This window comes from Pediococcus ethanolidurans (assembly GCF_001437405.1).
GTDB lineage: Bacteria > Bacillota > Bacilli > Lactobacillales > Lactobacillaceae > Pediococcus > Pediococcus ethanolidurans.
Genome location: NZ_JQBY01000024.1, coordinates 1 through 26,830 on the forward strand (window position 1 = coordinate 1; position 26,830 = coordinate 26,830).

A 26,830-nucleotide genomic window follows, 5' to 3' on the forward strand; every position below is an offset into this window, starting at 1 on the left:
AAATTCGGACATTTTCAAAAATGATTGACAGAACTTTCTGAAAACATTTGTTAAATAATCATTGATTGGTATAGCTGAAAGCCCGTTATACTTAGAGATTAATGGGAATTAACACGTTAAAATAAATTAATAAAAAATTAGATAAGAGTACAAATTCTGAATGTAAAATTGAGTTTGTTAGAACCTTTGAAAGGATGAATAATTTGAAAAAGCAAACAAAATTACTCCTAAAAAAATAAAATCAAGTAGCCAAAAAAATTTAGAAGATAATTTGAGAGGAATCCATTTACATGGTTCATACATTTTAGGTTCATATAATGAAAATTGTAGTGATTTGGATTACATTATTGTGGTCAAGAAACAGCTAACTTCTCAAGAAAAAGAAAATTTGATGCAGACAATGATGACGCAAGTATTACCACTAGTTCCTGAAAAAGGTGTTGAATGGCATGTTTTGTTGTTGAAAGAGACACAACATATTCATTACCCAGTTCCTTTTGATTTTCATTTTTCTAATTATCACTATGAAGATTATTTGGCTGATCCCCAGGGCTATGTTAGGAAAATGCATGGAACTGATCCGGATTTAGCGGTTCATTTAATGATCACAAAACACTATGGAAAGTGCCTAATAGGAAAACCGATTGAACGAGTGTTCAGCGAAGTTTCCGAAAAAGAGTATTGGAGAAGTGTCTGGTTTGATATTCGTACAGCCCAAACTGATGTTATGGATAATCCAATCTATGTCGTTTTAAATTTATGCCGATCTTTAGCATTTAAAGAAAAACATCTAATTTTATCAAAAAAAGATGGTGGTATCTGGGCACTTTCTCAGGTTCTTAATAAATTTGAACCAATAATTCAAAAGGCAATTCATGTTTATGCGGGCGATGGCTCAAATAAGGAACGGTCAAACGGAAAATTGGCAAGTGAATTTACTGATTATGTGCTAAACAGGATTAAACTACATAATGAATAATTAAACCGTTTGTTTATTTATTTTTAGATTGAATATAAAAAAGGTTGTTGAATGCTATTTTAACGTTTGAAAAAAGGAAGGTGTTTTTGAAATGAATAAAAAAACGATCATTGCAGAGTATTTTCAGATGTGGGTCAAAAAAGATTTTAAGCAGCTACCAGAAATCTTTTCATCCGATATTTGCTACACGGAATGTTATGGTCCCCGTTATGTTGGACTGTCAGAAGTTCAAGCTTGGATTCGACACAAGTCAGCTGAACAGACAGTTTTGGAATGGCGGATTGATAACATCACTTTGGCCGGTGATCAGTCGTTTGTAAAATGATTTTTTAAAGCACATGAAAAAACAACTTATGAATTTGATGGAATTTCTGTTATTCAGTGGGCTAAAAACAATCAAATTTTGAGAATAGATGAATATCAATCTAAGTCGGAGCATACCCGTCCCTATCAAAATAGCTAAAGTTGAGAAACATTGTTGACATGGATATTGCGCTCTGTATACACTTAGATGGAAAAGAAATGAACATGAATACAGTCAAAAAGAGGGAGTAACCATGGCAAATAATGTAACGGTTGTTGGTAGTTTGAATATGGATATACACATTCCAATTGCACATATCCCATTGCAGGGAGAAACACTGAGTTTGTTGAAACCTAGTAGTCAAGCAGCAGGTGGAAAAGGTGCCAATCAGGCTGTGGCTGCTCAACGTTTAGGGGCATTAGTACATTTTATTGGTTCAGTTGGGGATGACGATGCTGGTAAACTACTTCGAAATAAGTGTCAAAATGAGGGAATAGATATTAGTGGCGTGCGTATTTTAAACGACGCCAATACTGGACAGGCATTCATTATGCTTGAACCTGATGGTCATAATACGATTATGGTTGAAGGTGGCGCTAATAAACTGGGATCAGTAGATGCTGTTAATGCAGATAAGGGAAATATTCAGCGTTCACAAATTACGATTGCACAGTTGGAAACTAATTTGGAACCGGTGATTGCGGCCTTTAAACTGGAAAAACAGGTTGGAGCTTTAACAATTTTGAATCCGGCACCGGCACTGCCTGAATTACCGGAGGAATTGGTACGATTGACGGATGTGATTACGCCAAATGAGACGGAAGCGGCTACGTTGACTGGTCAAAAAGTGGAAACAGAGGCAGATTGTCAAAAGGCGGCAGTTAAATTCCAAGAAATGGGAATTGCGAATGTGGTGATTACGTTGGGATCGAATGGTGTTTTCTATAGTGTTGGAGAAAAAAGTAGGTTGGTGCCAGCGCATAAGGTGGTGCCGGTGGATACGACGGCGGCTGGTGATACGTTTATTGGGGCGATAGCGGCCAAGGTGGTGCCAGATTTGAGTAATATGGATGAGACGATTGAGTTTGCAAATTTGGCGTCGTCATTGACGGTGCAAAAAGAGGGAGCAATGGATTCGATTCCGAGGTTAAGAGAAGTGAACGAAGCAAATCGGTAGGTATTGAATTATAAGTGGGATGGAGGCGGGATCGCAATCCCGCAGGAATCTCGCTTATAATTCAATGCCTGATTTGCGGAGTTGTCCTAAGGCTCGGCGGGAAAAAAGAAGAAAACGCGGATGGAGGCGAGTTCTTGCGGCTGGGGTTGGCCACAAGAATCGACAACGTACCGAGAATAAAAAACTTTCGGAACGAAAGTTAATACGGAAGTTGAGGTAGTGCGGGATCGCAATCCCGCAGAAATCTCGCTTATAAGTCAATGCCTGATTTGCGGAGTTGTCCTAAGGCTCGGCGGGAAAAAAGAAGAAAACGCGGATGGAGGCGAGTGCTTGCGGCAGGGGTTGGCCACAAGAATCGACAACGTACCGAGAATAAAAAACTTTCGGAACGAAAGTTAATACGGAAGTTGAGGTAGTGCGGGATCGCAATCCCGCAGAAATCTCGCTTATAAGTCAATGCCTGATTTGCGGAGTTGTCCTAAGGCTCGGCGGGAAAAAAGAAGAAAACGCGGATGGAGGCGAGTGCTTGCGGCAGGGGCTGGCCACAAGAATCGACAACGTACCGAGAATAAAAAACTTTCGGAACGAAAGTTAATACGGAAGTCGAGGTAGTGCGGGATCGCAATCCCGCAAAAATCCTGCTTAAACATCAATGCCTACCGATTTGCGGAGTTATTTCCCGATCTAAAAAAAGGCAAAAAAATAATAGGTCACAACGAAAACTAGTTTTGTCGTTGGACCTATTTTTATGGATTAAATGTCATCTTAATAAAAGTTACGGGAATTCCGAAAGGATGAGCAGCACGTTCACTTACTTTGCGAAAACCATTTTTTTTGTAAAGATAAATGGCACGTTTGTTAAAACTGGCGACCTCTAATGTGATTTTACCAAAGTAATGATAATGCTGTTGGCCAAAAGCGATGCATTGATTGACGAATCGCGTCCCATAGCCTTTGCCAGTGTCTTCTGGGCGAATACCAAGGCCAATTTCCATGACGCCATTATGAAATTGATATTCATAAATACCGAATAATTGGTTATCGTCATCCAAAATTGAAAAATAATCACTGTTGCTCGCAAGCAATTCATTTAATAACTCTGATCGACTAATTGAAGGTGGAAAGTTATAAAATGTATATGGTTCTGGGTACTGCCAGTTAAGGTAAGTATTGGCTTGCTGGGCAGTCATTTTCATAATTCTAGCCATCATGGACACTTCCTTTCGCCTATAGGCCTATCATACGCTAAATGAAACTGGTTTCCTAGCGTCAGCGGGTAGCTAGCTATTTCCTATTTCTACCCATTACAATGGTTAAACCGATTAAAGCTGCGCCTAAAATTAGGCAGAGTGTGTTAAATAGTTGAACTGGAAACGGACGAATGATACCAATAACAAGGATTAAAATGGCGATGGCAATTTGGCGTTGATAATGTTTAGCTGACATAGAGAAACTTCCTTTTTTACAGTCTAGTAATTGCTTATATTTTAACAGGTTAGACCTTATTAATCGACCTCTACCAAGAAAACGCGTACAATTTATTTTGTAGGGCATTCAATGTCCCAATTAATTTTTAGAAATGAGGGCAAATTATGTCAGTGTTAACAGAAACATTTGAATTAGCAAATGGCGTCAAGATTCCTAAAGTGGGATTTGGTACTTGGCAAACACCAGCGGGTGATGTGGCTTATCAGGCTGTCCGTAATGCATTAAAAGTAGGCTATCGTCATATTGATACTGCTAAAGCTTATGGTAACGAGGCTGATGTTGGTCGTGCAGTTCGTGATTCCGGAATTGCGCGTGATCAAATTTTTGTGACATCAAAACTTCCGGCTCAAAGTAAAACATACGATGAAGCAATGGCAGATTTTGAGAGCACGTTTAAGAAACTTGATATTGACTATGTCGATCTTTATTTAGTGCATGCACCATGGCCATGGAGTCAAATTGGTAAGGATTGTGATGAAGGAAATGTTGAAGTTTGGCGCGCAATGCAGGACATTTATGCAAGCGGTCGTGTAAAAGCAATCGGCGTCTCAAACTTCAATGTTCATGATCTTGAAAATGTCATGGCAGACGCAAAAATTAAACCCATGGTTAATCAGATTCAATATTATGTTGGATTTACTGAACCAAAGATTACGGAGTTTGCAAAGAAAAATAATATTTTAGTTGAAGCTTATTCACCTTTAGCAACGGGTGGTTTACTACGAAACGAAAAGATGGCTACCTTAGCTAAAAAGTATGATGTCAGTGTGGCTCAAATGGCATTGAGATTCTGTTTGCAAAATGGCATCCTACCATTACCAAAGGCTGTCGGTGAAGATCATATTGAAAATAACGCAAAACTAGATTTTGAAATCAGTGACGCAGATATGGTAACGTTAAATAATATGCCAGATACGGCGCCAGAACATTCACATAATTCTACCCAAGGTTAAAATTAAATTAAAAAACTGTTGACTTTCTAATTTTGTAATTGCATACTAATTGTAATTCAAAGTTGAGGGGTGACACATATGCAAAATACTAAATTAGGTTTACAAATTATTGTGATTAGCTTAATTAAGATAACTGCCGATGTGTTGCCTTCTTAACTTGCTAATTTAGTTTGAGTTATGCAATTTTTGAACCATCGGTTGGGTAAATTCCTGATCGATGGTTTTTATTTTAGGAGGAACAAGTTATGAAAAATGGCACACATCTTTTAACTCTCGATAATGGTTATCACTTATTTACGCGCACAGTTGGTGAAGGAAACATCAATCTTTTATGTTTGCATGGTGGACCTGGTGGTACCCATGAAGAATTTGAGCATTTTGATGAACACTTAAAAAACTTGGGCGTACGAGTTTCAATGTACGATCAGTTAGGGTCATATTTTTCCGATCAACCAGATTTTACGGATCCCGAAGTGCGGGATAAGTATTTAACTTTTGATTATTATATTGATGAAATTGAAGAAGTCCGACAAAAATTAGGTCTCGATAATTTTTATTTGTTGGGTCACTCTTGGGGTGGTTTGATTGCACAAGAGTATGCTTTGAAATATGGGCAACATTTGAAGGGCTTAATTATCATGAGTATGATTGATAATATTGCGGAATATACGCCGCATGTGAACAAACTACGACGTGAAACGTTATCACCAGCTCAAGTATCCTACATGGAAGGGATCGAAGCGGTGGAAAAATTTGATGATCCTGAATATCAATCTTTAGTGCGTATTTTGGATAACAATTTTTCAATGCGCAACCCAGAAGCACGTCAGCATCGTGCAAGTGGGCATTTAGCCACACCGGTATATAATTATTTTCAGGGTAATAATGAATTTGTCATGGTTGGAAAATTAAACGGCTGGGATGTGCGGGATCGCCTGCATGAAATTAAGGTGCCAACTTTATTAACTTTTGGCGATCATGATACCATGCCCCTTGAAGCGGGACGGCGCATGCAACAAACATTGCCTAACGCACGGTTTGTGTTAACACCAAATAGTGGTCACTCGCATAGTCGAGATAATCCGGCTGCTTTCTTCCATAATCTGGAAACTTATTTGCGGGATGTAGAGGAAGGAACGTTTGTAGCTTACTAAAAATGAAAAAAATCGTCTAATTAAGTGTGGTAAAAGACAGGAGAATTCCTGCCTAAGAGCCTTACTTAGTTAGACGATTTTTTTAAAATTAGGCAATATGAGACTAAAGAAATTACACCACTTTTTAATCTTTTAAAGTTACCGCCAAGATTTTGACCTGATAGCTAGTGGTAGGAGCTTGAACCGTCACCGTATCATTGACGGTTTTGCCCATTAGTACCGATCCAAGCGGAGAAGCCAACGAAATTTTATTTACCTTGATATCTGCTTCTTGTTTTCCCACAATTTGATAGGCTACTTGATCATGGTCGTCCACAAATTCAAGGGTGACGTATTTGCCAATTTCGACAATTTGGTTGTCAGTTGGTGCAACAATTTTTGAATACTGTAACTGTTTGGTAAGAAAATGGAGTCGACTTTCAAGATGACGCAAATCTCGTTTGGCGGAAGTATATTCGGCATTTTCAGAGCGATCACCTAAAGCACTTGCTTCTGCTAAAGCCTTAATCAAGGCCGGACGTTGCAATTTCCAATCTTCAATTTCTTGTTCAATTTGGTGATACCCGGCAGCTGTAATTTCATTAAAAACTGGTTCTGACATATTATTCCTCTTCTGTACATTCATTTCTTCTATTTTACCTTGTCAGAAAGGGAGATGCCATTTATTTGCTACATTTTAATGACAGTACGAACGCCACTGGGAACTGGCTTTTGCCAATCGATTTGTGTAGCAGCCTCTTCTAGAGAAATCGTTTTGACGGCTGATTGAATTTTTCTGGTATTAATTAGGTCCCAAACAGCTTTATAGACGGCCTGTGGGTTAGCCATTACTTTTGGTGTTTGCATACCAATAATTTGAAGTCCAGAAGTTCGCAAAGCTTTGGATGGCAAACTAATTTCTTGTCCAGCGATTGCTCCAATTGAAACGAGGGATGTGGCACGTTTCATAGCTAAACTGTTAGGAATAATGGCATGCAAAATCAGTTCGATTGGATGGCCCCACAAGTAATCTAAGATGATTAAATTACCCTGAATATGCATGCTAGTCAAATTTTTCATAATAGTTTGATCATCTTCAGCCAGTGAAATTGTTTGTGTCGCACCTAGAGCTTTTAGACTGGCCAACCGTTCTGGATTACGGCCAGTTCCGATAATTTCACTAACACCCATACTTCTAGCCACTTGAATGGTCAATTGACCAGCAAAACCAGTAGCCCCATTTACGAGAACGGTGTCGCCAGGTTTAACATCTAAACTGAATTTTAAGGGTGCCACACTGGTTAAAAGCGAGGATGCTGCGGCGACACTTGAATAAATATCAGTAGTATCTGAAATTTCTAATAACAATTTGGAATTGGCAACTGTCCGCTGAGCGTAGGAACCAAATTGTGGTTTCAATGTTCGAGCTGGGAAAGCCACCAGTTGGCCATTGTCTACACGACGACCAATTCCACTGGCGCCAGGAATACTTGGGAATGTGGGATGCCAATAAGTACTTGAATAGTGACGGCCAGCAGCATTGGCCTTATCAAAGTTTTCGATTGGTGCTGCCAAAACGTCAATTAAGGTATCGAATGTTTTGTCAGTGGTTGGTTCTGGCACATTGTCAGAGAATTCTGGAGCAGTTTTAAAATCTTTAATCGTTAATGCTTTCATAAATAATCATTCCTTTTATTTTTATATTACTAGTAATGTATTTAATATAAACTCAAAAAGTCTTGCTGTCAACTATAAATTACTGGTAATATATATAAAGAAGGTGAAATTAATGAATGAAATGCAATATAAAGAAATTGATGAACTGTTACATCAAATTAGTGATAAAGAAACGCATAATCAACATGAAACATGGATTGCCAAGCATGCGGCAATTGGCGGTGATCCTAAGAAAAGTCATTTAACTCATAATGATTTAGATATTTTAGATGTTTTATTGAATGGAGAAAAAACAGTGAGTGAAGTTGTTGAGGCGATTCAAATCACCCAAGGAGGGACATCCAGACGAATTAATCATCTGGAACGGTTGGCATTACTAGAAAAATTTCATCAACCAAAAAATAAAAAAACAGTTTACTTAAAGCTAACAGTTGCTGGCAAACAATTGGCAAAGGCCCATATGGAATTACACAAACAGCTGCAAGAAAGGGCACTTGCAGCTGTTGCGGAATTTTCGGATGCAGACATTCAGATGGTTAGAGATTTTTTGATGAAATTGATAAATTCACAAATAAATTTTTAAATTGAGCTTATTTAGGCATTCATAGGAACTAACCAATCAGAGTCAATTAATTGATGCAAAGTTTTGTTGATTGGAAGCCAGAGTTTAGCTTTGATGATATCCTTTAGAGATTGCCAAAAAAGTGGATCATCTTTTTGAGTTTGAGTGGGGTAGACGAAGAGACATTCCCCAGAAATAGTTTTGACTTCAATTTTAGTTTGATAAACCCCTAATACTTGAACCTCTAAGACCGATAGATTTTGATTATTTAATAACATATTCATCGCTCCTTTGGATTAATATACTAAGTATGCGGTGACTAGGTTAAATCGACTTTAAATATGTGTGAACATTCTGCGGACTTTTGAATAAGAAAATCTAAAGGACTTAATTTAAACCTAATGACAACTAAATAAAGATTAAATCTTGATAAAAAGCAGATTAAAATTGCGCTATTATGCAATTTTAGTCTGTTTAATTGTTTCTATGCACGACTAAGAATGCTCAGTCGTTGTTTTTCAATAATATGACCTTTGGCGGCATGATAAAATTCATTTAACCAAAAGCCTTCCTTCAAATTGAGCTCTGTATCCAATGCATAAATACTCAGCCAGTAATCATGAGTTTTATCTGGTGGGGTAGGTCCAATGTAATGACCGGTAGTTAGCGGATCGGTTTCACCAATTAGCGGTCCGGCAGTACTATTATTTCCTTGCACCATAGAAATGTCACCTTGACGACTGGCGTTTTCTGGGATGTCAATGGTGGAAGCAGCCGGGATGTTAATTGCTGTCCAGTGAATCCAAGCAAAGCCACAGACAGGCACAGAATCAAAATCTAATAACGTTAACGCAATGGTTTTGGCTGTTTTAGGAACATCTGCAATTTTTACAGGAAAAGATATGGCAGGATGACCATTATAGACTTCATCATTTGACGCATATTTTCCGTATTTATCTAACAGTAAACCGTTTGAAGTGGGGACTGAAACTTTCATGTTGAAAACCTCCTTAAAATTGACTAACTTAACCATACTGCAAATTTAAGTGAGTATAAATGTAAATGCCTAGCTAATTTCGTTTAAAAATGCGTTTCCAAATTTTCTTGTCAGAGTAGTCTAAAACGTGGTTAGCGTAAAGTCTGGTGGTAAACCAAGTGACGAGAACAATGGCAATAGCTAGAATAATCAAACTGACGATAGCATCCGTAGTTGATGCATTACCAACCGCGTAACGAACGGGCATGATACTTTGCGACACGAATGGAATAAATGAACCTAATTTGATCAAAAAAGTGTTAGAATTCATTGCTACAAAGGAAGCGCCGTAAGCCACTAAACCAATCATGGTCAGTGGTGAAACTGCCTGACTAACTTGGTCAGCACGGGAAACCAAAGCTCCTAACCCGGCTGCCAGAATCGTATAGAGCGTGATTCCTAGAATGAAAAACAATCCTAATATGATGAGAATGTTGGGCTGAATTTGACTTAAATCTAAGTCTTTTAGAAACTGCACATTACCACTTAAGTATTTCATCCCCAAAAATCCACAGATTGCGGTGATGATTACCTGAAGTAAGATGAGTGCAAACATACCGGTCACTTTGGCGAAAAACTGCACTTGTGGTGCGACACTGCTGACCAGAATTTCCATGATTCGTGAACCTTTTTCTGTGGCTACTTCTTGCGCGATTAAACTGGCATAGCTGACCATGAAAATATAAATCAAAATAGTGACCACCATAGCTAAGAGACTATTAATATCTTGTTGATTATTTTTTTGCGTTTTTTCTTTTCCATTAGAATAGGAAACAGATTGTTTTTTAAAACTTGCTGGTGTGAATAATTCGGTCAGCTGAGTGGGCGATAATCCGAGGCGCGTGGCCGTCTGTTGCATTTTTAACGAATTTAGAGAACTCTTTAAACTAGTTGTGTCAAGAGTATTGCCATTGGTACGTGATTTATAAACGGCCGTTACTTGTTTACCAGTTAGTGTAATGGTTAAATAACCGTCAAGAGTTTCCTGTGATAAAGCCTTCTCAGCTTTTTTTGGAGTATCAATGGAACGTTTTATCGTATAATCCTTAGAGTTACTTTTCAGTAAAGCATTTCTAAAGGTTGTGTTATTGCTAACAATGGCAATTTGTGGTGTTTCACTAGTGTGATTTTTAATTGCGGCAACTCCAACCATGAAACCAAGTAGCAGTACAGGCATTAATAGTAAAACAATATAGGTGGGACTTTTGATGTTTTTACGAATGACTTGTTTGCAAACAACCCAAAATTTATTCATGAGAAACACCTGCTTTCATGCGAAAAATCTCGTCTAGTGTCGGCGGTTGTTGAGAAAACTCACGAATATAGCCATTTTTAGTTGCAGCTGCAAAAACAGTTTTACCGACTTCTGGATTAGTAAGTTTTAATTCGAAACCAGCCTGATACTTTTTGACACTAATGACACCGTCGATAGCTAGCAATTCGTCGGTAGTAAGTGGTGACTGAATAAAAATGCGCGTATCACCGAAACTTTCGCGAATTTCATTGGTAACACCATTTAAAACGGTCTCACCCTGGCGAAGCATGAGCAGTTTATCACTAATCTTTTCAACGTTACCCATGTCATGCGATGAAAAGATGATGGCGGATCCTTGTGATTTCAAACGTTCAATTCCGTCTTCCAAAAGACTGGCGTTGACGGGATCCAAGCCACTAAACGGTTCATCTAAAATAACCAATTTGGGTTCATGGATCAAAGTGGCAATCAATTGGACCTTTTGTTGATTTCCCTTAGAGAGGTCCTTAATTTTGTCTGTTCGTTTACCCTTAACCGCAAAACGTTGCATCCAATCATCTAATTTCTGCTTGGTAACAGCGGGTTTCTGGCCGCGCAGTTCGGCAAAATAAACCACTTGTTCTTCAACAGTCATTTTGAGATAGAGCCCGCGTTCTTCTGGTAAAAAGCCGACGGTATCTGTATCTTTGCGGGTAAAGGGATGCCCATTCCAAAGCACAGAGCCAGAATCAGGTTTTAATAAGCCTAAAATCATCCGAAAGGTGGTTGTTTTTCCAGCACCATTCTGGCCGATTAGACCCAAAATCTCACCATCATTAACGGTAAAATTTTCATCCACAACAGCTTTCATTTGTCCGAATGATTTATTCAGATTTTTCACTTGTAACATTTTACCAACTCCCCTGTTAGTAGTTGTATTCGTTTACACGTATTATACAGGATAAGGGACAGAAAAAGAATAAATACTGAATTATGATAAAAAAGAGAATTAAAGAAAACAACACGTCTATGAAAACGTTTAACGTAAGAGCATAATAAACATATAAAGACTTGGTTGTTAAAGTCTGGGGAAGATACAAAAGATTCATATTTAAATTGTGGGAATAAACATGAGGAGAACTCTTGAAATAATACCGACATTTATTTTATTTTAATACTGACTTTTATATATAGTTTGTATCTAAAATCTGTAAACGAGTTATGGGTTAACTGGTTTGTTTTTAGTTTGGTTGGTTTGGGAGTATATACGACTATTATTATCTTTATAGATGCAATAACGTTAACTGGTAGAGGAGATAAAGGAACGGACTTAAAATCAAAAATATTTTATTCATATTTAATTATATTGTTGATTGCTACGATTATACTGGCATTTTATTTAATGACGCATAATTAAAAGTTACTTGAAATTAAGTTGAACATGGTAAAAGCTTTAAAAATTACAAGCTATCATAATTTTCGACGTCGTCAAGATTCATTAATCAAAAAAATGACTACTCCATATTAATAGAGTAGCCATTTTTAGTTTTCTTTATTTCTTCACAGCCGGCAAAAATAACGTAAATGTATCAGCGTCGTTAACGAAATTATTGACAACCTCTAAGTTATAATTACCACCAATTCCGTACTCATCGGATTGACCTAATTCACCATAAGCAGCTCCGATAAATTGATCGATTTGATTGCGGTCAGCAGCTTTTGTGGTAAATTTAGCAAAAATTCCAGCTGGTGTTGAAAAACTTGCGTAACCTGTTGGCACATCATTTACTTTTACACCCACAAGATAATTCTGGTTCGCATCATTAAAGTTAATTCCATACACATTCTCATCTTGCGCAAACTTAGCTAATTTACTAGCTTCTTGTTTGTATTTTTTTAGGTATTCTGACTTAACCTTGCTCATTGCTGAGATATCATCAAAAGATTCTGGTGTGGGTAAAACAGTGGTTAAACCTGCAATTAATTGTTTAGATAAAGTAACGATTTCGAATGACATAAAAAAGATCTCCTTAATTTGGTATGCCAGTAGTATACTAAGTGAAAGGTGACATATGTATGTCACTAATAAAAAATTGGTGGATATTTTTTGACTAAAATTGAGCGACTAATTTCAATTGTGATGATGTTGTTGGCACGAGAAACAATTTCTGCCCAAGAACTGGCAGATTACTTTCAGGTAGCGAAGCGCACGATTCTTCGTGACATGGACACTTTAAACTTAGCTAATATTCCGATTTATGCAATACGAGGCAGCAAGGGCGGTTTTGGCATCATGCCAACCTATAAATTCGATAAACGACTGCTTTCGGTTACGGACTTGCAAAATGTTTTGGTTGCACTTGGTGGCTTTCAAAATTTGATGTTAAACGAAGATATCAAAACAACATTAACGAAAATTCGCGGTATGATTCCGAGTGAAGTTACCCAAAATTCGGTTTCTATTTCATTTCATCAGTGGGCTGGTAGAAGTGAGCTGGCTAGTACTATGGAGATGTTACAAAAGGCAATTAAAACACATCATCTGGTTCAGCTAACTTATATTGATGTGACGGGCCAGCAGACAACCAGACAAGTAGAACCCTATCAATTACAAGCGCGTGAAACACGTTGGTATTTAGAAGCTTACAGTTTAAACCGACAAGCCTATCGTAGTTTCAAAATTTCACGAATCACAGCTAGCAAACTATTAACGACTACATTTAAACCTCGTGACTATCAGGCTCAAGTTCGTCATCAACCAGGTACTTTTCCTTTTCCGAGTATTCCCGTTCGGGTGAGAATTGATGCCAGTATTCGTGATCAATTTGTAGAACGTTATGGCGCTAAGGTCTTGAATGTGGTGGATTCCAACCACTATGATGCAGAAATAACGGTGCCTTATCATGAGTTTGGCTACCGTTATTTAGCGGGTTTTGGTTCTCGATTGCAAGTAATCGCACCAAAAGATTTTGTCGAAAATTATAAACGTTTCTTGAAACAATTATTGTCACAATATGATAAATGAACTTAAACTGAACCAAAAATTGAAGTTCACAAAATTTAATTAAGGTGGTTGAAAAAATGCAAGTTAAGATTAAGGCCTTTCAGCAACTAACAAATACTGAACTTTTTCAGATATATAAATTGAGAACCAAGGTATTTGTAGTCGAGCAGAAATGCGCCTATCAGGAAGTGGATGAGGACGATTTAATCGCCGAACATTTGCAGTTAATTAATGCCCAGAATAAACTGGTTGGTTACTTGAGATTAATTCCAGAAAAACTAGCTAATCAAATTAGAATTGGTCGTGTTGTTGTTAATCCCCAATTTCGTGGGCAAGGCTATGGTCGAACGATTATTACTGAGAGTTTAAAGTATTTAAGAACTATCCATCCGGAAATTACGCAAGTTGTGATTCAAGCGCAGGCTTATCTAGTGAAGTTTTATGGTTCCTTTGAATTTCAGGCAACAAGTGATGTCTATTTGGATACCGGAATTCCCCACCAAGACATGCTTTTAAAATTAAACTAATTATTATTTTTAGCTTAGCCAAGTGCTAGGCTGTTTTTTTAATCATAAACTAAAGACTGAAAGTAACAAAATTACTTCAATAACTAACGTTAAACGACTTAGCCTCCAAAAAATAGTCCAACTACAGTCCTACGTCTCACCTGATTCGGAACGGGGTGCTTTGTTGCAGTTTCAACTTTTAGATACTAAATACGAACAAGGCTTGTCCTTCAATTGTATGAGTTTTACGATATAGCTTTAAATATAAAAAGTCCGAAGCGCAAGTTCACGTTTAAAATTCTAACTATATTTAAAATTATGGTTGAAATAGTTCGTGTTGTGAGATACACTGAATTTGTCAAATACAAATCAAAAGGGGAGACAGTTTGATGCGAATGTTTAAGCGTTTGGCTACAATTGTTGGTGCACTATCACTGGTTTTTGTTTTAGGAGCTTGCGGAAAGAGTTCAAGTAGCTCGGCTAGTAAATCCTATACACCAAAGAAGTTGACGGTGCAATTCGTGCCATCATCGAATGCTAGTACCATTGAAGCGAAGGCAAAACCATTGGAGGGATTACTGAAGAAACAACTTGGTATTCCTGTTAAGGTTTCAGTTTCAACAGATTACAACACAATCGTTGAAGCAATGGGTTCTAAGAAGGTTGATGTAGGCTTCTTACCACCTGATGCGTATGTTTTAGCTCACAAGCAGTATAATGCAAAAGTTTTATTGAAAGCTCAGCGTTATGGCTACAAAGAACCAAATGATCAGGTTACAAACACGTTAGTTAACTCTTATAAAGCACAAATTTTGGTTCGAAAAGATAGTGGTATTAAATCAATTAAAGATTTGAAGGGTAAGAAGATCGCTGTTCAGGATACAACGTCTTCTGCCGGATGGATCTATCCAATTGTCGAACTTTATCGACATGGCATCAATATCAATAAAGACAATATTAAAACGGTTCAAGTTAAGGGCCACGATCAAGCTGTTATGGCGGTTTATAACGGTGATGCTGATGCAGCCTTTGTCTTCCAAGGCGCACGATTACTTGTTCAAAAAGATGCTAAAGATGTTATGAAGAAGGTTGTGCCAATCTACACAACCAAAGAAATCCCCAATGATACGATCACAGTTCGCGGTGATATGAGTAGTAAATGGGATAAAAAGATTTCTAACGCTTTTAAAGCAATTGCCAAAACCAAGAAAGGTCACGCAATTATTTCTTCCGTTTACTCACATGAAAATTATGTCACAGCTAAGGACAGCGACTACAATGCTATTCGTTCATATGATAAGACGGCCAAAAAATTAAATAAATAGTCTTCAAAGACAATTGAATTTTGGGAGAATGGAAAAAAAGGTGTTTTGGCTTCGAGCATACTACGTTGTCCATGCAACTAAAATCGCTAAAGCGATAAGTTGCTATGGCAGCCTAGGAAATCAAATGATTCGTTCTTTGAATCGTTTGGTTTTCGTAGCTAAGCGGAGAAGCCGGCCTTTTTTCCCGATTTAGACTATTAAAGCTCGGAAAAGAGGCTGGGAGTTTTTTTCCCAGCCTTTTCTTGCAAAACGGATAAACGAAAGGAATTCTGACTATGACAGAAAAACCAATCATTGAATTTCAGCATGTTTCTAAAACGTATCAAAATGGCACCATCGGCCTCAAAGATATTAATCTATCTATTCCACAAGGACAGTTTCTCGTGGTTGTTGGCCTTTCTGGTGCGGGTAAAAGTACATTAATGCGCACAATTAATCGGATGCACGATATTTCTACAGGGAACATTTTCGTGGATGGGGAATCAATCGTTCATTTAGAAGGCAAGGAACTACGTCGGTTGCGCAGAAGTATTGGCATGATTTTTCAAAATTTTAATTTGGTTAAACGGTCCAGTGTGCAACGGAATGTATTGTCCGGTCGAGTTGGCTATTATTCTACCTGGAAAAGTACACTAGGTTTGTTTTCAAAAGAGGATAAACAAAAAGCGATTGAGGCATTGCAACGGGTGGGCCTTGGCGAAAAACTGTATAGTCGTGCTGATGAGTTGTCAGGCGGACAGCAACAACGAGTTGCCATTGCACGGGCATTCATGCAAGATCCCAAAATTGTGTTAGCTGACGAACCGATTGCTTCGCTTGATCCACTGACAACTGAGTCGGTTATGGATGATCTAAAACGGTTGAATGAGGAATTTCATATTACAGTGATTGTAAATTTACATTCTGTGTCGTTGGCCCGACGATTTGGCGATCGGATTATTGGGTTGCGTGGTGGCGAGTTAGTTTATGACGAACCCATTAGTAAAGTAACTGAAAAAGATTTGGAGGCCATTTATCAACCTGTAAGTATCGTGAAAAAAAGCGAGGTGCAAGCATGAATATCGTCCCAACGCGAACCTTTACACAAAAATATCATGTTAAAACGGTTGTTTGGTTAACGCTATTTATCCTACTTGTAATTGGAACTGCCAAAATGACGGGTGTTGACTTCATCATGTTTTTTGCAAATTTTGGGCAATTCACGGCGCTACTTCAACAGATGGCGAAACCTGACTGGCAATATACGAGTTTAGTCGTTCAACCAATTTTAGAAACGATTCAAATGGCCTTAATTGGTACGACCGTTGGGACCTTAGTGGCAATACCTTTTTCGGTGTTAGCAGCACGAAATATTGTGAAAAATAAATTTCTTCGCGGCATTATTCGTTTTATTCTCAACTTAGTGCGTACTTTACCAGATTTAATGTTGGCGGCATTGTTCGTTGCTATTGTGGGAATCGGTCCGGTTGCCGGCGTGTTTACGTTAGCCATCTTTTCATTTGGTATGATCTCAAAACTCTTTTATGAAGCGATTGAAACCATTGATGAGGGCCCCTTAGAAGCTTTGCAGGCAGCTGGTGCAAATAAAATTCAAATGGTAGTTTTTGCAGTTATTCCTCAGGTTTTTAACTATTTTGTAAGTTACTTCCTATACACGTTTGAAATTAACGTTCGAGCATCCACCGTTTTAGGCTATCTTGGTGCTGGTGGAATTGGTGTTTATCTTCAGCGCTCATTAGATCAATTTGCATATGGACAAACGGCTATTATTATTTTAGGAATTTTGATGGTAGTCCTCATTATTGATGGTGTCAGCAATACGTTGAGGGAGCGATTACTATGAAACAACTAACAGTTAGTAATTCCACATTGCAGTTCAAACGGTATAAGTGGTTATTTTGGGTTGCAATTGTGCTTGTCATTTACATTTGGGGGATCACGGGTGTGCACTTTACCGGAATTAAAGACTCCGCGGGTGAGGTTTCCCGTTCGATTGCCTATGGTATTTTTCATCCCGACTGGAAATATGTGTATGACGGCAGCGGTGAAGATTTAGTAAGTTTGATTCTACAAACCCTGGCGATGGCATTTTTAGGAACTTTCATCTCGGCAATCTTAAGTGTTCCGTTTGCCTTTTGGGCAGCGCGGACTGGTAAGCCTCGTTTTCATGTGCGATCGACTTCAGGCAAACTGGTGTTAACCTTGATTCGAACTTTTCCAGAAATTGTTTTGGCCATCATGTTCATTAAAGCGGTCGGTCCAGGCTCATTTGCAGGTGTGTTAGCGGTCAGTATTCACTCAATCGGAATGTTGGGCAAACTATTTAGCGAGTCAATTGAAAATATGGATTTTGGTCCCAGTGAGGCGTTAATGAGTAGCGGTGGTAACCGGGCGCAAACGTTAGTATTTGCAACGTTACCAACTGTTCTACCAGAGTTTCTTTCCTATACTTTATACCGATTTGAGATTGCGGTCCGTTCTGCTTCCATTTTAGGAATGGTTGGTGCCGGTGGAATTGGAACACCACTGTTGTTTGCCATTCAAACACGAACTTGGTCACGTGTTGGAATCATTTTGTTAGGTATTATTATCACGGTAACGTTGATCGATTATATTTCAGGAACGCTACGGAAACGGTTGGTGTAAGCATATGAAACTAACAATTTTGTCTACCAGTGATGTGCATGGCTACTTGTATCCTACCAATTACAGCCACCGAACAGATAAAGAGGACTATGGTTTCTTAAAAGTAGCAACTAAAATTGATCAAATCAAAACCCAGGCTGATGCTGATGAATGGGTAATTACCATTGAAAATGGTGATTTTATTCAGGGATCACCATTGACCTACTTTACGGCAAAAAAACAAGCAAAGTATCGATCAATTTATAGCCAGCTTACAAATGCAGTCGGTTACGATGCCGGCATATTGGGAAACCATGAATTTAACTATGGGCTACCGTATTTACAACAATGTGAAGCGAAGCGCAACTATCCGATTTTGGCAGCCAATTTAAAAGAAAATACTGGTGACGGTGTAATTGATGCACCCTATAAAATTTTGACACATGGTGGTGTAAAGGTAGGAATTCTGGGTTTAACTACTCAATATATTCCGCATTGGGAACAAAAAGAACATATTGTCGGCTGGCAATTTGAGTCAGCTGTTAAAGCGGCTAAAAAATGGGTACCCATACTACGTAAACAGGTTGACGTGGTGATTGTCGCCTATCACGGCGGTTTTGAATGTGATTTGGCAACCGGTAATCCTAGCGAAAGGTTGACTGGTGAAAATGAAGGTTATCAGCTATTGAGTGAGGTACATGGAATTGATGCCTTAGTTACGGGTCATCAACATCGCGAAATTGCCACCATTTGTCAGGGCGTTCCTACCACTCAACCCGGAGAAAAGGGTAAGTATATTGGTGCTATTGAACTTGAGCTAAATGAACATCAAAAAGTGGAAAAACAGTTGGCTCACTTGATTTCGGTGGCAGATGTAGTACCAGCATCAAAATTTGAAAAGTTAACGACTACGTTACAAACAAAAGTTGAAAATTGGCTGGATGAGCCAATGGGAAAAGTTGCTGGAAATATGAAAATTACTGATCCCATGAAGGCACGGATGTACGGTCATCCTTATCTGACGTTTATTAACCAGGTACAGATGGCGGCTACACAAACCGATTTGTCGGCAACGGCTCTATTTAATGATGAAGTATTGGGTTACGATTCAACGGTAACGATGCGAAACATTGTGAATAGTTATGTTTATCCGAATACCTTGGTTGTGTCAGAAATTACGGGAACGGATTTAAAGCAAGCTTTGGAACGCTGTGCCAGTTTCTTTGCTCTTAATTCGAATGGAAAGGTAACTGTTTCCAAAAAATTTAGAGAACCAAAAATGCAATATTATAACTATGATATTTATAGCGGTATTAATTATGCATTTGATTTGAATAAACCGGCAAATGAACGCTTGATTGCGTTGAGCTATCATGGCAAACCTGTACAGGATGACCAGAAGCTAGAAATTGTGTTAAATCAATACCGTGGCATTGGTGGTGGTGATTATTCAATGTTTCAGGCCAACAAAATTGTGCGCGAAGTTCAAATTGATATGACCGAACTAATTAGTGATTATTTTGCGAAACATCCGGTTGTACAAGCAATCGATGAAGGTAATTTTTATTTAAAAAAGTAGTGACCACCGAAGTGAAATTTTCCTTAATTTTATGTTGAGTTATACGAATTTAGAGTGGTAATCTTGTCTAAAAAAGTTAAACTTAAAATAAAAGGGATGATGAACTATGAACACTAAATTGGTCAATTATGTGGTAAAAAGTTTAATTGAAAAAAATATCTCTATTACTGCTGCCGAGAGTTTAACGGGTGGCTTGTTTCAATCAGAGATTACTTCTGTTCCAGGAAGTTCTGATATCTTTACCGGCGGATTTGTCACTTATGCTGATGTAGTGAAAACACAGCTTTTAGACGTACCGGCGCCACTTATTCAACAATATGGGGTTGTGAGTTATGAGGTGGCCGTTGCTATGGCACAGGGTGCTCAAAAAAAATTGCGCACTGATTTGGCCGTTTCATTTACGGGGGCAGCGGGCCCAGCTGGATTAGAGGGTGAGACAGCGGGAACCGCCTGGATTGGCATTAATTTTCAGGGCCAAACGGATGCCTATGATTTGCATCATCCAGAACTTGCTCGAAATGACTTTCGCGAAGCTTGTTGTGAATTCGCGTTTCAAAAAATTAGTGATCGAATTTTATAAAATGGTTATATAAACATGTGGGTACCTAATTTGTAGGTGCCCTTTTTGTATACAGTTCAGTTTGTATATGATTCAAACTTTTTGAGTAGTGAGTGATCTGTTAAGTTGATGGAATTATATGATTGGAATGATTAGCTATATTTTTTTAAATGATTATAAAAATTGACAATCAATCGTTACCTGTTATAATTAAAACAACAAGTACGAACTATACTAAATTATAGTGTGAAGAATTGTTGTAAACTCACAGACATAATTATTTAAAGGAGAAACTAATTGATGAAATATACAATTACAGGAGCAACGGGTCATTTGGGTAAGATTGTGGTTCAAAATATGATCAATTTGATTGGTTCGGAAAATGTACGAGCTGCCGTGCATACACCTGCTAAAGCTGCACAATTAACGAAGCTGGGTGTGGAAGTAGTTAAAACGGATTATTTAGACATTGCTACAATGACCACTTCTTTTGAAGGAACGGATGTCTTAATCTATATCCCTAGCAAAACCTATAACGTGTTACAAAGAGTGACTGAATTTGAGAACACTTTGATTGCAATGAAGCAGGCCAATGTGACGGAAATTGTCTTTGTTAGTTTCTTCGCCGATCAAGAAAATAATCCTTTCACAATGTCAGCATATTACGGGTATGTACCGCGTCGTTTAGCTGGATCTGGCTTAAAATATGCCGTTATTAAAAACTCATTGTATGCAGATCCGTTGATTCCATATCTACCGGAATTAATTGAAAGAAAACATTTGATTTATCCGGTTGGCGATGAAAAACTCTCATTTATTACCCAAAAAGATAGTGCAGAGGCCATAGCTAATTTGGCAAGTAAAGCTGAATTACGTAATCATGGACAAGTTTATACGCTAACACAAGTAAAAGCATATAAAATGACGGAATTAGGTAAGATAATGTCTAAAGTGACAGATGAAAAAATTGGTTATGCACCTGTCTCGGTTACTGAATTTGCCGATATTTATGCAAGTGAAGGTGATGGAACCGAACTTGGGTCCATGTATCAGGCTGGAGCAATGGGGTTAATGGATTTAACAACTGCAGACTTTAAGAAACTTACGGGTCATGATCCAGAAACAATGACAGACTTTTTAAGTAAGAATTATCAAAAATAAATTTTAAAGTCAAAAAATGAGATCGAAAAAACTTATCGATCTCATTTTTGATTCTTATTTTTTAATGATGGATACACGTAAAATTGTTTTACGTTTTTCCTCAGCAACGCGGCGAAAATCAGAAAGGTAAATTTCTTTATGCGCCTTACTGGTGCGTTGATAACCCTGAGTATCTAAAAATTGTGTTAGTTTTTTGAAACTATCTGGTTCATTGTCAAAAAAACTAACGTGCAAAATCATTCCCACGGTACCTTCTGTTATGGTCTCTAAATTAAGCTGACTAAATAGCTCAGGTTTAATTTTTGTTTTTACCAAGGCTAAAGCTTGTTTGAAAACGTTTGGCGTCACAAAGCTAGGTTGTTTAATCATAATTCGGTAGATTAATTGATCTTTATCCAAACTTTCACTGTGATAATCTGCAGGTAATGTCCAAAAGCCTTCTAACGGATAAACTGTGTAATCAAAGGCATTAGGAAAAATAATGTTCTTTTTAGGAGCCATTCGAATTGCATAGCTAACTGCATATAACGCCGCAATCTTTTCTCCAAAGGCTTCACTATTCGGATTACCAGAACCCTTAATTGTGATAAATGTTTGTTCAGGAAGCGTAACGACAGATGGGGCTTTTTTGGTAGGATAAATTTCCTTTTCAGTAGTGCGCCAAACATACCTTTCTGGCATGATTGTAACCTCATTTCATTATTTTTAGTTTGTGAAACGGTTTCATCTAATTATACAATTTTTAAAGAATAATTAATGTCTCAAATAATTATTTTAGTCTACTGACCGTTCATGCTACACTGAAATATGTTGATCAAATTTCATGAGTTTATATAAGTTATGTATGAGATGAGAAAGGGGACCATTTTTTTGAGGAGACAAGTTTATCCTGCCTACCAACAGTTATACTTTGGGGCCTTTTTGGCGGCTATTGCTGGTGGCTTAGATGCGTACACATACTTGGAGCATGGCGGCGTGTTTGCCGGCTTACAAACTGGTAACTTGATTCTATTAGGAGTCAATTTAAGCAAAGGGCATTTCGCAAAAGTCGGTTATTATCTAATTGCGATTGTTGCGTTTGGACTGGGAACAATTTTTATTCGTCATGTGCAACATTATTTTAAACAGAATTATTTAAAACGTGCTTACTTTGTCTTGATTTACGAATTTGCACTGATGGTATTAGTGGCGATGATTGGTAGTAGAGCACCAGATGTGATTACCGTGATGCTTTTGGCCATTACGGCGGCAGCCCAGTTGCAGGAATTTCGAAAGCTGCAAGATGAACCATTTACGTCGTTGATGATGACCGGAATTATTCGTACGGCTGCTGAAAATTTATATACAGGTTACGTGCATCATGATGTGCCATCGCAGCAAAAAGCTAAAAACACTGGGATTGTGGTTGGTAGCTTCATGGGCGGTGCATTTATTGCAGGTATATTTGTCCCGTGGTTACAAGATGCCGCAATTTTGGTGCCAGCGGTATTGATATTAGGTGCGATTTTTTATCTATCTCAACATAGCAGGTTGACGCCACCTAAACGTGAAGAGGAACCAGAGACAAGTACCCAAACAACACCAACTCGTGCGCAGAAATATGAACAAAAAACAGAGCCTGAAGGTGACACTGCTGAACCGGAAACAAGAAGTCGGCGTCACAGACATGGTTAAAACGTACAACTAAGTATTTTAACTTGTAATTAAAAGAGGTTACAGACAAATTCAGAATTTTGTCTGTAACCTCTTTTTAGATCTATTTTTAAGAAAAGTTGGTTAAATAAGTTTTAATTTCATTTTTATATGCTGTTTTTTGAGAATCGGTTATCCAAGCCGTTTCAAAAGAATTCTTAGCTAATTGAACGACTTGTTCTTGCGTTAGGTGGTAGCTTTGTGCAAGTGACCAGTAATTGTCGTTAATGTAACCACCAAAATAGGCAGGATCGTCCGAATTGATACTGACTTTAACGTGATGTTCAAGTAAAGTTTGAACTTCTTTGCCCTTCATGTCTTGACTCAAAAATTTGTTTGAATTTGGACACGAGGTCAAACCAATTTCATGGGTACTGACAAATTCAACCAAATCAGGATTTTCAACAATATTAGTACCATGATCTAGTCGCTCTACGCCAATAATTTCAAGGGCTTGTTTAATGTGATTGATAGAATCTACTTGATCGACATCGGCATGCATTGTGATGTGATATCCCGCTGAAACCGCCTTTTCAAACGATGTCACAAATTTTAAAGGCGGATTGTGATGCTCATCTGAGTCTAGACCAATGCCTAAAATCTTATCTTTGTAAGGGTCAGCAGCTATCAAACTTTGATAAGCCGAGGCTTTAGAAAAATCACGCAGAAAACACATAATTAAATGAGCATCCACACCGATTTCTTTTGCGTCCTGCGCGGCATGAGAAAAACCATTGATTACTGTTTCAATTGCTATCCCACGGCTTGTATGTGCTTGGGGATCAAAAAACATCTCGACGTAACGCACATTATTTTGACGTGCCTTTTTAAGATAGGTAAAGGCCAGTTCGTAAAAGTCGTCTTCTGTTTGTAAAACGGCCATAGCCTCATAATAAACAGCTAAAAAGGAAGCTAATGTATCGTATTGATAAGTTTTCTTCAAAGCTTCAAGTGAGGTTGTTCCAATGTCAATATGGTTCTTCTGCGCTAACTTGAGGCGTAACTCAGGTTCAAGCGTACCCTCTAAATGAACATGTAATTCTGCCTTTGGTAAATTATCGATGAACTTCCGTGTGACCGTGTTTGCCAATTTGAAATCCTCCTAAAATTTAAAAGCTGCTGAGTGACATTGAGTTGTTAAGAGCATACCACATTTTAGGATGTCTGAATTAGAAGAATTTTTAAAGAATAAATAATTAGCTTAAAGGATGATCTTTAATAAGATAATTGACGAATCTTTTACCAACTTGAGTTAATTTTCCCTGTGGAAAGACAAGTTGCAAATCATTGTACACAGGAGGATCTAGTGATCGCATAACAAACCCATCATTTAGGAATGATTGTGCCGATTTCTCAAATAAGAAGGTAATTCTTTGAGAATTCTCAAGGCTGCCAATTAACGTTTCAATATGAGTGGTTGTGAAACGAATATTTGGTGTGAATCCGGCTTGCTGATAGAGTTTCCCTACACGTTCGTAAATGCCAGATCCAGGGCTTAAAACGACAACATCAGTGTTTGTTAAGTCTTTCATGGCAATTTTTTGCTTTTTAGCTAACGGATGATTAGCCGCCATAATTATCTTGAGTTCATCACGATAAATGTCAATGAAATGAAATTGTGATTTGTTCAAAAGTGACGTTTGAACGCTCCGTAAAATGCCTAAATCTAATTGATTGGTTTGTAACTTTTCGAGTAGTTCATTACCCTCTAATTCTTGAAGGCGAATATTAATTTGTGGATAGTCGGTCATGAACCTATTTAATTTGTCCATAATGCCATAGGGTGAAAGAACAGGGATGCTGCCAATATTGAGCGTTCCTTTTTTTAGTTCGCGGTATTCGGAAAGTTCATTAGTTAGCATGTCGTATTGAGTCAAGATGGTTTCTGCGTATCGAAAAAAGACTTCGTCACTCTCTGTAATTGTTAAGTGACGTTTGTTTTTGGTGGAAATTAGTTTTGTATCTAATTCATTTTCCATAGCATGAATTCGTTTAGAAAGGGCAGATTGGGTCATTAATAATTCGACGGCCGCATCAGAAACATTACGTGTTTGGTACAGAACTACAAAATTTTTCAAATCATCAATTGTCATGATTTTCCTCGATTCTATTATTCCTGTTGGGAATAATTATACTGCTTAAAAAGCTAATTTAACGGGCTTCTTTATCTTTCTTGGGGACATCTGGGGACACAGACAAAATTTCCATGGCTTTAGATTCCTCTTTTTCTTTCTGTTCTTTTAGAAGATGGGTGTATGTTTTAGCAGTAGTATTGATATTAGCATGTCCAATACGTTGTGAAATGTATTGCATGGATACACCTTTATAGAGAAGATATGATACATGTGAATGACGTAAACCATGAAAAGTAATATTTTGAATATCTAATTTCTCAAGCAATTCTATAAATTGAACTCGCAGCTTCCATTCTGGAATGGTAAAAATAGGGTCACGTTCTTTCGTCGCTTCGGCAAGTACCGTGCTTAATTGATATGGAACTTTAAACTTACGAATAGATTGTGTGCTTTTTGTTAAATGATCATCTGGATCTTTCGGTGAGAATGACTTTTTAATATAGATCGCGTTGAAATTAGGAAAAATTTCGTCTTTTCCTAAAAACATAATTTCGCCAACACGTAAACCAGTTTCTATAGCTATTAACACGGCTAGTATGGTTTGACTGTCACGCCAATGCTCATAGCAATATTTCCTGAGTTTCTCAAATTCTCTAGCCGATAGATAGTTATGATGCTTATATATAGTCCCATTCGCCTTTAATCTAGACCAAACATCTTTTTCAACATAATCATCAGTTAATGCATCATTCAATGACGCTTTTATATGTTTCATAAAAAAGGCTACTGTTGATTTAGATCGCTCTTTTTTGCCGTCCTTAGCATACTTATCCAAGCCTTCTTGTAAAGCAGTATATGATAGGTTGTTAAGCATCAGGTTGGGATAATATTTAACGATTAAATTGTAACAAGTGGTGTAACTGTACAAAGTAGCATTTCTAATGTTATCTGCCTTGTATGTTTCATACCACTGCTTAAAATAATCAGATAACAACATTTGAGAAGCAATGATTTGACGGTTATCAGCCTTGTCAATCTCCATACGCATAGCCCAGTCTTTAGCGTCACTTTTCTTATTGAAAGTCTTAGAAACTTTTTTTCTCACTCCTTTATCCATAACCGAAATTACAACTCTAGTTTTTTTACCACGTTTTTCATAACTTGCCATTTGAGAACCTCCGTTCGGTTTTAAACTTAGTCCTCAAGTGGATGTAAGCTGATTCCTGAGACAACTTTTAAGAGAGCGTATAATGAATAAATCGTCTCTCAAAAGGAAGGAATTTTTACATGCCAACTCGTTACGACAAAGGATTCAAACAAAACATCATCAACCTATATAAACAAGGCGAATCAGCCGCCCAACTGGCCAGAGAATATGGCATTGGCTATTCAACCGTTCATAAGTGGATCCAGGGCCAAGCCAAAACTCAATCCGGTAAATCGCCAGACGAAATTAAAGCGATGGAAAAGCGGCTGGTTTCCCTGTCTGAGGAGAACGAAATCCTAAAAAAAGCCCTGGGCTTCCTTGCGCAGAAGTAACCAATATTTTTGATTACATTCACCAAGAAAGCCATCACCACCAGGTAACTAAGATGTGCCGAATCCTCGGTGTTTCCAGAGCTCAGTATTATCGTTATCGATCCCCAAAGCCTTCAAAACGCCGGGCCGAAGATGAGGACTTAAAACAACGGATTCTGCGGATCTTTGCGGAATTCAAGCAGCGATACGGCGTTATGAAGATCCACCATGAATTGAATCTGG

General features: G+C 37.9%; 32 protein-coding genes. 19 read left to right on the top strand and 13 right to left on the bottom strand.

Annotation, left to right across the window (positions count from 1 at the left end):
- Positions 1 to 271 precede the first annotated feature (271 nt).
- The 3 genes from IV87_RS09055 to rbsK all read left to right on the top strand — a co-directional run bounded on the left by IV87_RS09055 (position 272) and on the right by rbsK (position 2,460).
- Complete coding sequence (locus IV87_RS09055) at positions 272 to 979, top strand: aminoglycoside adenylyltransferase domain-containing protein (RefSeq protein WP_057807525.1); 708 nt, start codon at positions 272 to 274, stop codon at positions 977 to 979.
- Between the two features lie 91 nt (positions 980 to 1,070).
- Complete coding sequence (locus tag IV87_RS09060; RefSeq protein WP_057807527.1) at positions 1,071 to 1,304, top strand: nuclear transport factor 2 family protein; 234 nt, start codon at positions 1,071 to 1,073, stop codon at positions 1,302 to 1,304.
- A 232-nt stretch (positions 1,305 to 1,536) separates the two neighbouring features.
- On the top strand, positions 1,537 to 2,460 hold the full coding sequence (rbsK, locus tag IV87_RS09065; protein ID WP_057807530.1) for a ribokinase: 924 nt from the start codon (positions 1,537 to 1,539) through the stop codon (positions 2,458 to 2,460).
- A gap of 746 nt (positions 2,461 to 3,206) precedes the next feature.
- On the opposite strand, the gene IV87_RS09070 is transcribed toward rbsK, so the two are convergent.
- Entirely contained in the window at positions 3,207 to 3,668 is a 462-nt protein-coding gene (locus tag IV87_RS09070; protein WP_057807533.1) for a GNAT family N-acetyltransferase, read from the bottom strand.
- 76 nt (positions 3,669 to 3,744) lie between these two features.
- On the bottom strand, positions 3,745 to 3,906 hold the full coding sequence (locus tag IV87_RS11080; protein ID WP_156407381.1) for a hypothetical protein: 162 nt from the start codon (positions 3,904 to 3,906) through the stop codon (positions 3,745 to 3,747).
- Between the two features lie 146 nt (positions 3,907 to 4,052).
- Between IV87_RS11080 and IV87_RS09075 the strand changes: the two genes are divergently transcribed.
- Both IV87_RS09075 and IV87_RS09080 read left to right on the top strand, forming a co-directional pair.
- On the top strand, positions 4,053 to 4,901 hold the full coding sequence (locus tag IV87_RS09075) for an aldo/keto reductase (RefSeq protein WP_057807535.1): 849 nt from the start codon (positions 4,053 to 4,055) through the stop codon (positions 4,899 to 4,901).
- Between the two features lie 245 nt (positions 4,902 to 5,146).
- Positions 5,147 to 6,055 (top strand): proline iminopeptidase-family hydrolase, encoded by a 909-nt coding sequence (locus IV87_RS09080; RefSeq protein WP_057807537.1) that lies wholly within the window; start codon positions 5,147 to 5,149, stop codon positions 6,053 to 6,055.
- A gap of 124 nt (positions 6,056 to 6,179) precedes the next feature.
- On the opposite strand, the gene greA is transcribed toward IV87_RS09080, so the two are convergent.
- Positions 6,180 to 6,656, bottom strand: coding sequence for a transcription elongation factor GreA (gene greA / locus IV87_RS09085; protein ID WP_057807539.1), 477 nt, complete (start codon positions 6,654 to 6,656; stop codon positions 6,180 to 6,182).
- 68 nt (positions 6,657 to 6,724) lie between these two features.
- Positions 6,725 to 7,711 (bottom strand): quinone oxidoreductase family protein, encoded by a 987-nt coding sequence (locus IV87_RS09090; RefSeq protein WP_057807541.1) that lies wholly within the window; start codon positions 7,709 to 7,711, stop codon positions 6,725 to 6,727.
- 112 nt (positions 7,712 to 7,823) lie between these two features.
- On the opposite strand from IV87_RS09090, the gene IV87_RS09095 reads away from it, so the two are divergent.
- The gene (locus tag IV87_RS09095) at positions 7,824 to 8,294 is read left to right on the top strand and encodes a MarR family winged helix-turn-helix transcriptional regulator (protein WP_057807543.1); all 471 of its coding nucleotides are present in this window, start codon (positions 7,824 to 7,826) and stop codon (positions 8,292 to 8,294) included.
- Between the two features lie 11 nt (positions 8,295 to 8,305).
- Here the strand turns inward: IV87_RS09095 and IV87_RS09100 are convergent, their stop codons facing one another.
- The 4 genes from IV87_RS09100 to IV87_RS09115 all read right to left on the bottom strand — a co-directional run bounded on the left by IV87_RS09100 (position 8,306) and on the right by IV87_RS09115 (position 11,453).
- Positions 8,306 to 8,551: a hypothetical protein gene (locus tag IV87_RS09100; protein ID WP_057807544.1), complete on the bottom strand. Its 246-nt coding sequence runs from the start codon at positions 8,549 to 8,551 to the stop codon at positions 8,306 to 8,308.
- Between the two features lie 206 nt (positions 8,552 to 8,757).
- Positions 8,758 to 9,270, bottom strand: a complete 513-nt coding sequence (locus tag IV87_RS09105; RefSeq protein WP_057807546.1) for a YbhB/YbcL family Raf kinase inhibitor-like protein — start codon at positions 9,268 to 9,270, stop codon at positions 8,758 to 8,760.
- 73 nt (positions 9,271 to 9,343) lie between these two features.
- Positions 9,344 to 10,564 carry an ABC transporter permease gene (locus IV87_RS09110; RefSeq protein ID WP_057807548.1) on the bottom strand — a complete coding sequence of 407 codons (1,221 nt, stop codon included), beginning with the start codon at positions 10,562 to 10,564 and terminating at the stop codon, positions 9,344 to 9,346.
- The gene (locus IV87_RS09115; protein ID WP_057807549.1) at positions 10,557 to 11,453 is read right to left on the bottom strand and encodes an ABC transporter ATP-binding protein; all 897 of its coding nucleotides are present in this window, start codon (positions 11,451 to 11,453) and stop codon (positions 10,557 to 10,559) included. Before IV87_RS09115 ends, IV87_RS09110 begins: the two co-directional genes overlap by 8 nt.
- A 336-nt stretch (positions 11,454 to 11,789) precedes the next feature.
- Between IV87_RS09115 and IV87_RS11375 the strand changes: the two genes are divergently transcribed.
- The gene (locus IV87_RS11375; RefSeq protein ID WP_220083612.1) at positions 11,790 to 11,960 is read left to right on the top strand and encodes a LasU family protein; all 171 of its coding nucleotides are present in this window, start codon (positions 11,790 to 11,792) and stop codon (positions 11,958 to 11,960) included.
- A gap of 135 nt (positions 11,961 to 12,095) precedes the next feature.
- On the opposite strand, the gene IV87_RS09120 is transcribed toward IV87_RS11375, so the two are convergent.
- Complete coding sequence (locus IV87_RS09120) at positions 12,096 to 12,560, bottom strand: effector binding domain-containing protein (RefSeq protein ID WP_057807551.1); 465 nt, start codon at positions 12,558 to 12,560, stop codon at positions 12,096 to 12,098.
- A gap of 90 nt (positions 12,561 to 12,650) precedes the next feature.
- Here IV87_RS09120 and IV87_RS09125 point away from each other — a divergent pair, with 90 nt between their 5' ends.
- From IV87_RS09125 to IV87_RS09165, 9 genes are all read left to right on the top strand, one after another.
- Positions 12,651 to 13,568, top strand: a complete 918-nt coding sequence (locus IV87_RS09125) for a helix-turn-helix transcriptional regulator (RefSeq protein WP_057807554.1) — start codon at positions 12,651 to 12,653, stop codon at positions 13,566 to 13,568.
- Between the two features lie 56 nt (positions 13,569 to 13,624).
- The gene (locus tag IV87_RS09130) at positions 13,625 to 14,074 is read left to right on the top strand and encodes a GNAT family N-acetyltransferase (RefSeq protein WP_057807556.1); all 450 of its coding nucleotides are present in this window, start codon (positions 13,625 to 13,627) and stop codon (positions 14,072 to 14,074) included.
- Positions 14,075 to 14,442: 368 nt separating this feature from the next.
- Positions 14,443 to 15,378 (top strand): phosphate/phosphite/phosphonate ABC transporter substrate-binding protein, encoded by a 936-nt coding sequence (locus IV87_RS09135; RefSeq protein ID WP_057807558.1) that lies wholly within the window; start codon positions 14,443 to 14,445, stop codon positions 15,376 to 15,378.
- Positions 15,379 to 15,653: 275 nt separating this feature from the next.
- A complete protein-coding gene (gene phnC / locus IV87_RS09140) occupies positions 15,654 to 16,436 on the top strand; it encodes a phosphonate ABC transporter ATP-binding protein (RefSeq protein ID WP_057807560.1) in 783 nt (260 codons plus the stop codon).
- The gene (phnE, locus tag IV87_RS09145; RefSeq protein WP_057807562.1) at positions 16,433 to 17,221 is read left to right on the top strand and encodes a phosphonate ABC transporter, permease protein PhnE; all 789 of its coding nucleotides are present in this window, start codon (positions 16,433 to 16,435) and stop codon (positions 17,219 to 17,221) included. Before phnC ends, phnE (IV87_RS09145) begins: the two co-directional genes overlap by 4 nt.
- Entirely contained in the window at positions 17,218 to 18,024 is an 807-nt protein-coding gene (gene phnE / locus IV87_RS09150) for a phosphonate ABC transporter, permease protein PhnE (RefSeq protein WP_057807564.1), read from the top strand. The genes phnE (IV87_RS09145) and phnE (IV87_RS09150) overlap by 4 nt, the downstream gene beginning before the upstream one ends.
- A 4-nt stretch (positions 18,025 to 18,028) precedes the next feature.
- On the top strand, positions 18,029 to 19,582 hold the full coding sequence (locus IV87_RS09155; protein WP_057807566.1) for a bifunctional metallophosphatase/5'-nucleotidase: 1,554 nt from the start codon (positions 18,029 to 18,031) through the stop codon (positions 19,580 to 19,582).
- Positions 19,583 to 19,688: 106 nt separating this feature from the next.
- Positions 19,689 to 20,162: a CinA family protein gene (locus tag IV87_RS09160; RefSeq protein ID WP_057807568.1), complete on the top strand. Its 474-nt coding sequence runs from the start codon at positions 19,689 to 19,691 to the stop codon at positions 20,160 to 20,162.
- A 279-nt stretch (positions 20,163 to 20,441) separates the two neighbouring features.
- On the top strand, positions 20,442 to 21,302 hold the full coding sequence (locus tag IV87_RS09165; RefSeq protein ID WP_057807570.1) for an NmrA family NAD(P)-binding protein: 861 nt from the start codon (positions 20,442 to 20,444) through the stop codon (positions 21,300 to 21,302).
- 54 nt (positions 21,303 to 21,356) lie between these two features.
- Here IV87_RS09165 and IV87_RS09170 read toward each other — a convergent pair whose 3' ends face one another.
- Positions 21,357 to 21,983 (bottom strand): GyrI-like domain-containing protein, encoded by a 627-nt coding sequence (locus IV87_RS09170; RefSeq protein WP_057807572.1) that lies wholly within the window; start codon positions 21,981 to 21,983, stop codon positions 21,357 to 21,359.
- 189 nt (positions 21,984 to 22,172) lie between these two features.
- Here IV87_RS09170 and IV87_RS09175 point away from each other — a divergent pair, with 189 nt between their 5' ends.
- A complete protein-coding gene (locus IV87_RS09175) occupies positions 22,173 to 22,976 on the top strand; it encodes a YoaK family protein (RefSeq protein WP_074693917.1) in 804 nt (267 codons plus the stop codon).
- A gap of 88 nt (positions 22,977 to 23,064) precedes the next feature.
- On the opposite strand, the gene add is transcribed toward IV87_RS09175, so the two are convergent.
- From add to IV87_RS09190, 3 genes are all read right to left on the bottom strand, one after another.
- On the bottom strand, positions 23,065 to 24,084 hold the full coding sequence (gene add, locus IV87_RS09180; protein ID WP_057807574.1) for an adenosine deaminase: 1,020 nt from the start codon (positions 24,082 to 24,084) through the stop codon (positions 23,065 to 23,067).
- Positions 24,085 to 24,190: 106 nt separating this feature from the next.
- Complete coding sequence (locus IV87_RS09185) at positions 24,191 to 25,087, bottom strand: LysR family transcriptional regulator (protein WP_057807576.1); 897 nt, start codon at positions 25,085 to 25,087, stop codon at positions 24,191 to 24,193.
- Between the two features lie 58 nt (positions 25,088 to 25,145).
- Entirely contained in the window at positions 25,146 to 26,237 is a 1,092-nt protein-coding gene (locus IV87_RS09190; RefSeq protein WP_057807578.1) for a site-specific integrase, read from the bottom strand.
- 119 nt (positions 26,238 to 26,356) lie between these two features.
- Between IV87_RS09190 and IV87_RS11245 the strand changes: the two genes are divergently transcribed.
- Both IV87_RS11245 and IV87_RS11380 read left to right on the top strand, forming a co-directional pair.
- Complete coding sequence (locus tag IV87_RS11245) at positions 26,357 to 26,608, top strand: IS3 family transposase (protein WP_057807581.1); 252 nt, start codon at positions 26,357 to 26,359, stop codon at positions 26,606 to 26,608.
- A gap of 53 nt (positions 26,609 to 26,661) precedes the next feature.
- On the top strand, positions 26,662 to 26,830 hold a 169-nt coding region (locus IV87_RS11380; RefSeq protein WP_420806645.1), incomplete at its 3' end, for an IS3 family transposase.

Excerpts from the sequence above, each read along its gene's own strand:
- IV87_RS09060 (WP_057807527.1), top strand. The coding sequence starts at position 1,071 with ATGAATAAAAAAACGATCATTGCAGAGTATTTTCAGATGTGGGTCAAA.
- rbsK (WP_057807530.1), top strand. The coding sequence starts at position 1,537 with ATGGCAAATAATGTAACGGTTGTTGGTAGTTTGAATATGGATATACAC.
- IV87_RS09070 (WP_057807533.1), bottom strand. The coding sequence starts at position 3,668 with ATGGCTAGAATTATGAAAATGACTGCCCAGCAAGCCAATACTTACCTT.
- IV87_RS11080 (WP_156407381.1), bottom strand. The coding sequence starts at position 3,906 with ATGTCAGCTAAACATTATCAACGCCAAATTGCCATCGCCATTTTAATC.
- IV87_RS09075 (WP_057807535.1), top strand. The coding sequence starts at position 4,053 with ATGTCAGTGTTAACAGAAACATTTGAATTAGCAAATGGCGTCAAGATT.
- IV87_RS09080 (WP_057807537.1), top strand. The coding sequence starts at position 5,147 with ATGAAAAATGGCACACATCTTTTAACTCTCGATAATGGTTATCACTTA.
- greA (WP_057807539.1), bottom strand. The coding sequence starts at position 6,656 with ATGTCAGAACCAGTTTTTAATGAAATTACAGCTGCCGGGTATCACCAA.
- IV87_RS09090 (WP_057807541.1), bottom strand. The coding sequence starts at position 7,711 with ATGAAAGCATTAACGATTAAAGATTTTAAAACTGCTCCAGAATTCTCT.
- IV87_RS09095 (WP_057807543.1), top strand. The coding sequence starts at position 7,824 with ATGAATGAAATGCAATATAAAGAAATTGATGAACTGTTACATCAAATT.
- IV87_RS09100 (WP_057807544.1), bottom strand. The coding sequence starts at position 8,551 with ATGTTATTAAATAATCAAAATCTATCGGTCTTAGAGGTTCAAGTATTA.
- IV87_RS09105 (WP_057807546.1), bottom strand. The coding sequence starts at position 9,270 with ATGAAAGTTTCAGTCCCCACTTCAAACGGTTTACTGTTAGATAAATAC.
- IV87_RS09110 (WP_057807548.1), bottom strand. The coding sequence starts at position 10,564 with ATGAATAAATTTTGGGTTGTTTGCAAACAAGTCATTCGTAAAAACATC.
- IV87_RS09115 (WP_057807549.1), bottom strand. The coding sequence starts at position 11,453 with ATGTTACAAGTGAAAAATCTGAATAAATCATTCGGACAAATGAAAGCT.
- IV87_RS09120 (WP_057807551.1), bottom strand. The coding sequence starts at position 12,560 with ATGTCATTCGAAATCGTTACTTTATCTAAACAATTAATTGCAGGTTTA.
- IV87_RS09130 (WP_057807556.1), top strand. The coding sequence starts at position 13,625 with ATGCAAGTTAAGATTAAGGCCTTTCAGCAACTAACAAATACTGAACTT.
- IV87_RS09135 (WP_057807558.1), top strand. The coding sequence starts at position 14,443 with ATGCGAATGTTTAAGCGTTTGGCTACAATTGTTGGTGCACTATCACTG.
- phnC (WP_057807560.1), top strand. The coding sequence starts at position 15,654 with ATGACAGAAAAACCAATCATTGAATTTCAGCATGTTTCTAAAACGTAT.
- phnE (WP_057807562.1), top strand. The coding sequence starts at position 16,433 with ATGAATATCGTCCCAACGCGAACCTTTACACAAAAATATCATGTTAAA.
- phnE (WP_057807564.1), top strand. The coding sequence starts at position 17,218 with ATGAAACAACTAACAGTTAGTAATTCCACATTGCAGTTCAAACGGTAT.
- IV87_RS09155 (WP_057807566.1), top strand. The coding sequence starts at position 18,029 with ATGAAACTAACAATTTTGTCTACCAGTGATGTGCATGGCTACTTGTAT.
- IV87_RS09160 (WP_057807568.1), top strand. The coding sequence starts at position 19,689 with ATGAACACTAAATTGGTCAATTATGTGGTAAAAAGTTTAATTGAAAAA.
- IV87_RS09165 (WP_057807570.1), top strand. The coding sequence starts at position 20,442 with ATGAAATATACAATTACAGGAGCAACGGGTCATTTGGGTAAGATTGTG.
- IV87_RS09170 (WP_057807572.1), bottom strand. The coding sequence starts at position 21,983 with ATGCCAGAAAGGTATGTTTGGCGCACTACTGAAAAGGAAATTTATCCT.
- IV87_RS09185 (WP_057807576.1), bottom strand. The coding sequence starts at position 25,087 with ATGACAATTGATGATTTGAAAAATTTTGTAGTTCTGTACCAAACACGT.
- IV87_RS09190 (WP_057807578.1), bottom strand. The coding sequence starts at position 26,237 with ATGGCAAGTTATGAAAAACGTGGTAAAAAAACTAGAGTTGTAATTTCG.
- IV87_RS11245 (WP_057807581.1), top strand. The coding sequence starts at position 26,357 with ATGCCAACTCGTTACGACAAAGGATTCAAACAAAACATCATCAACCTA.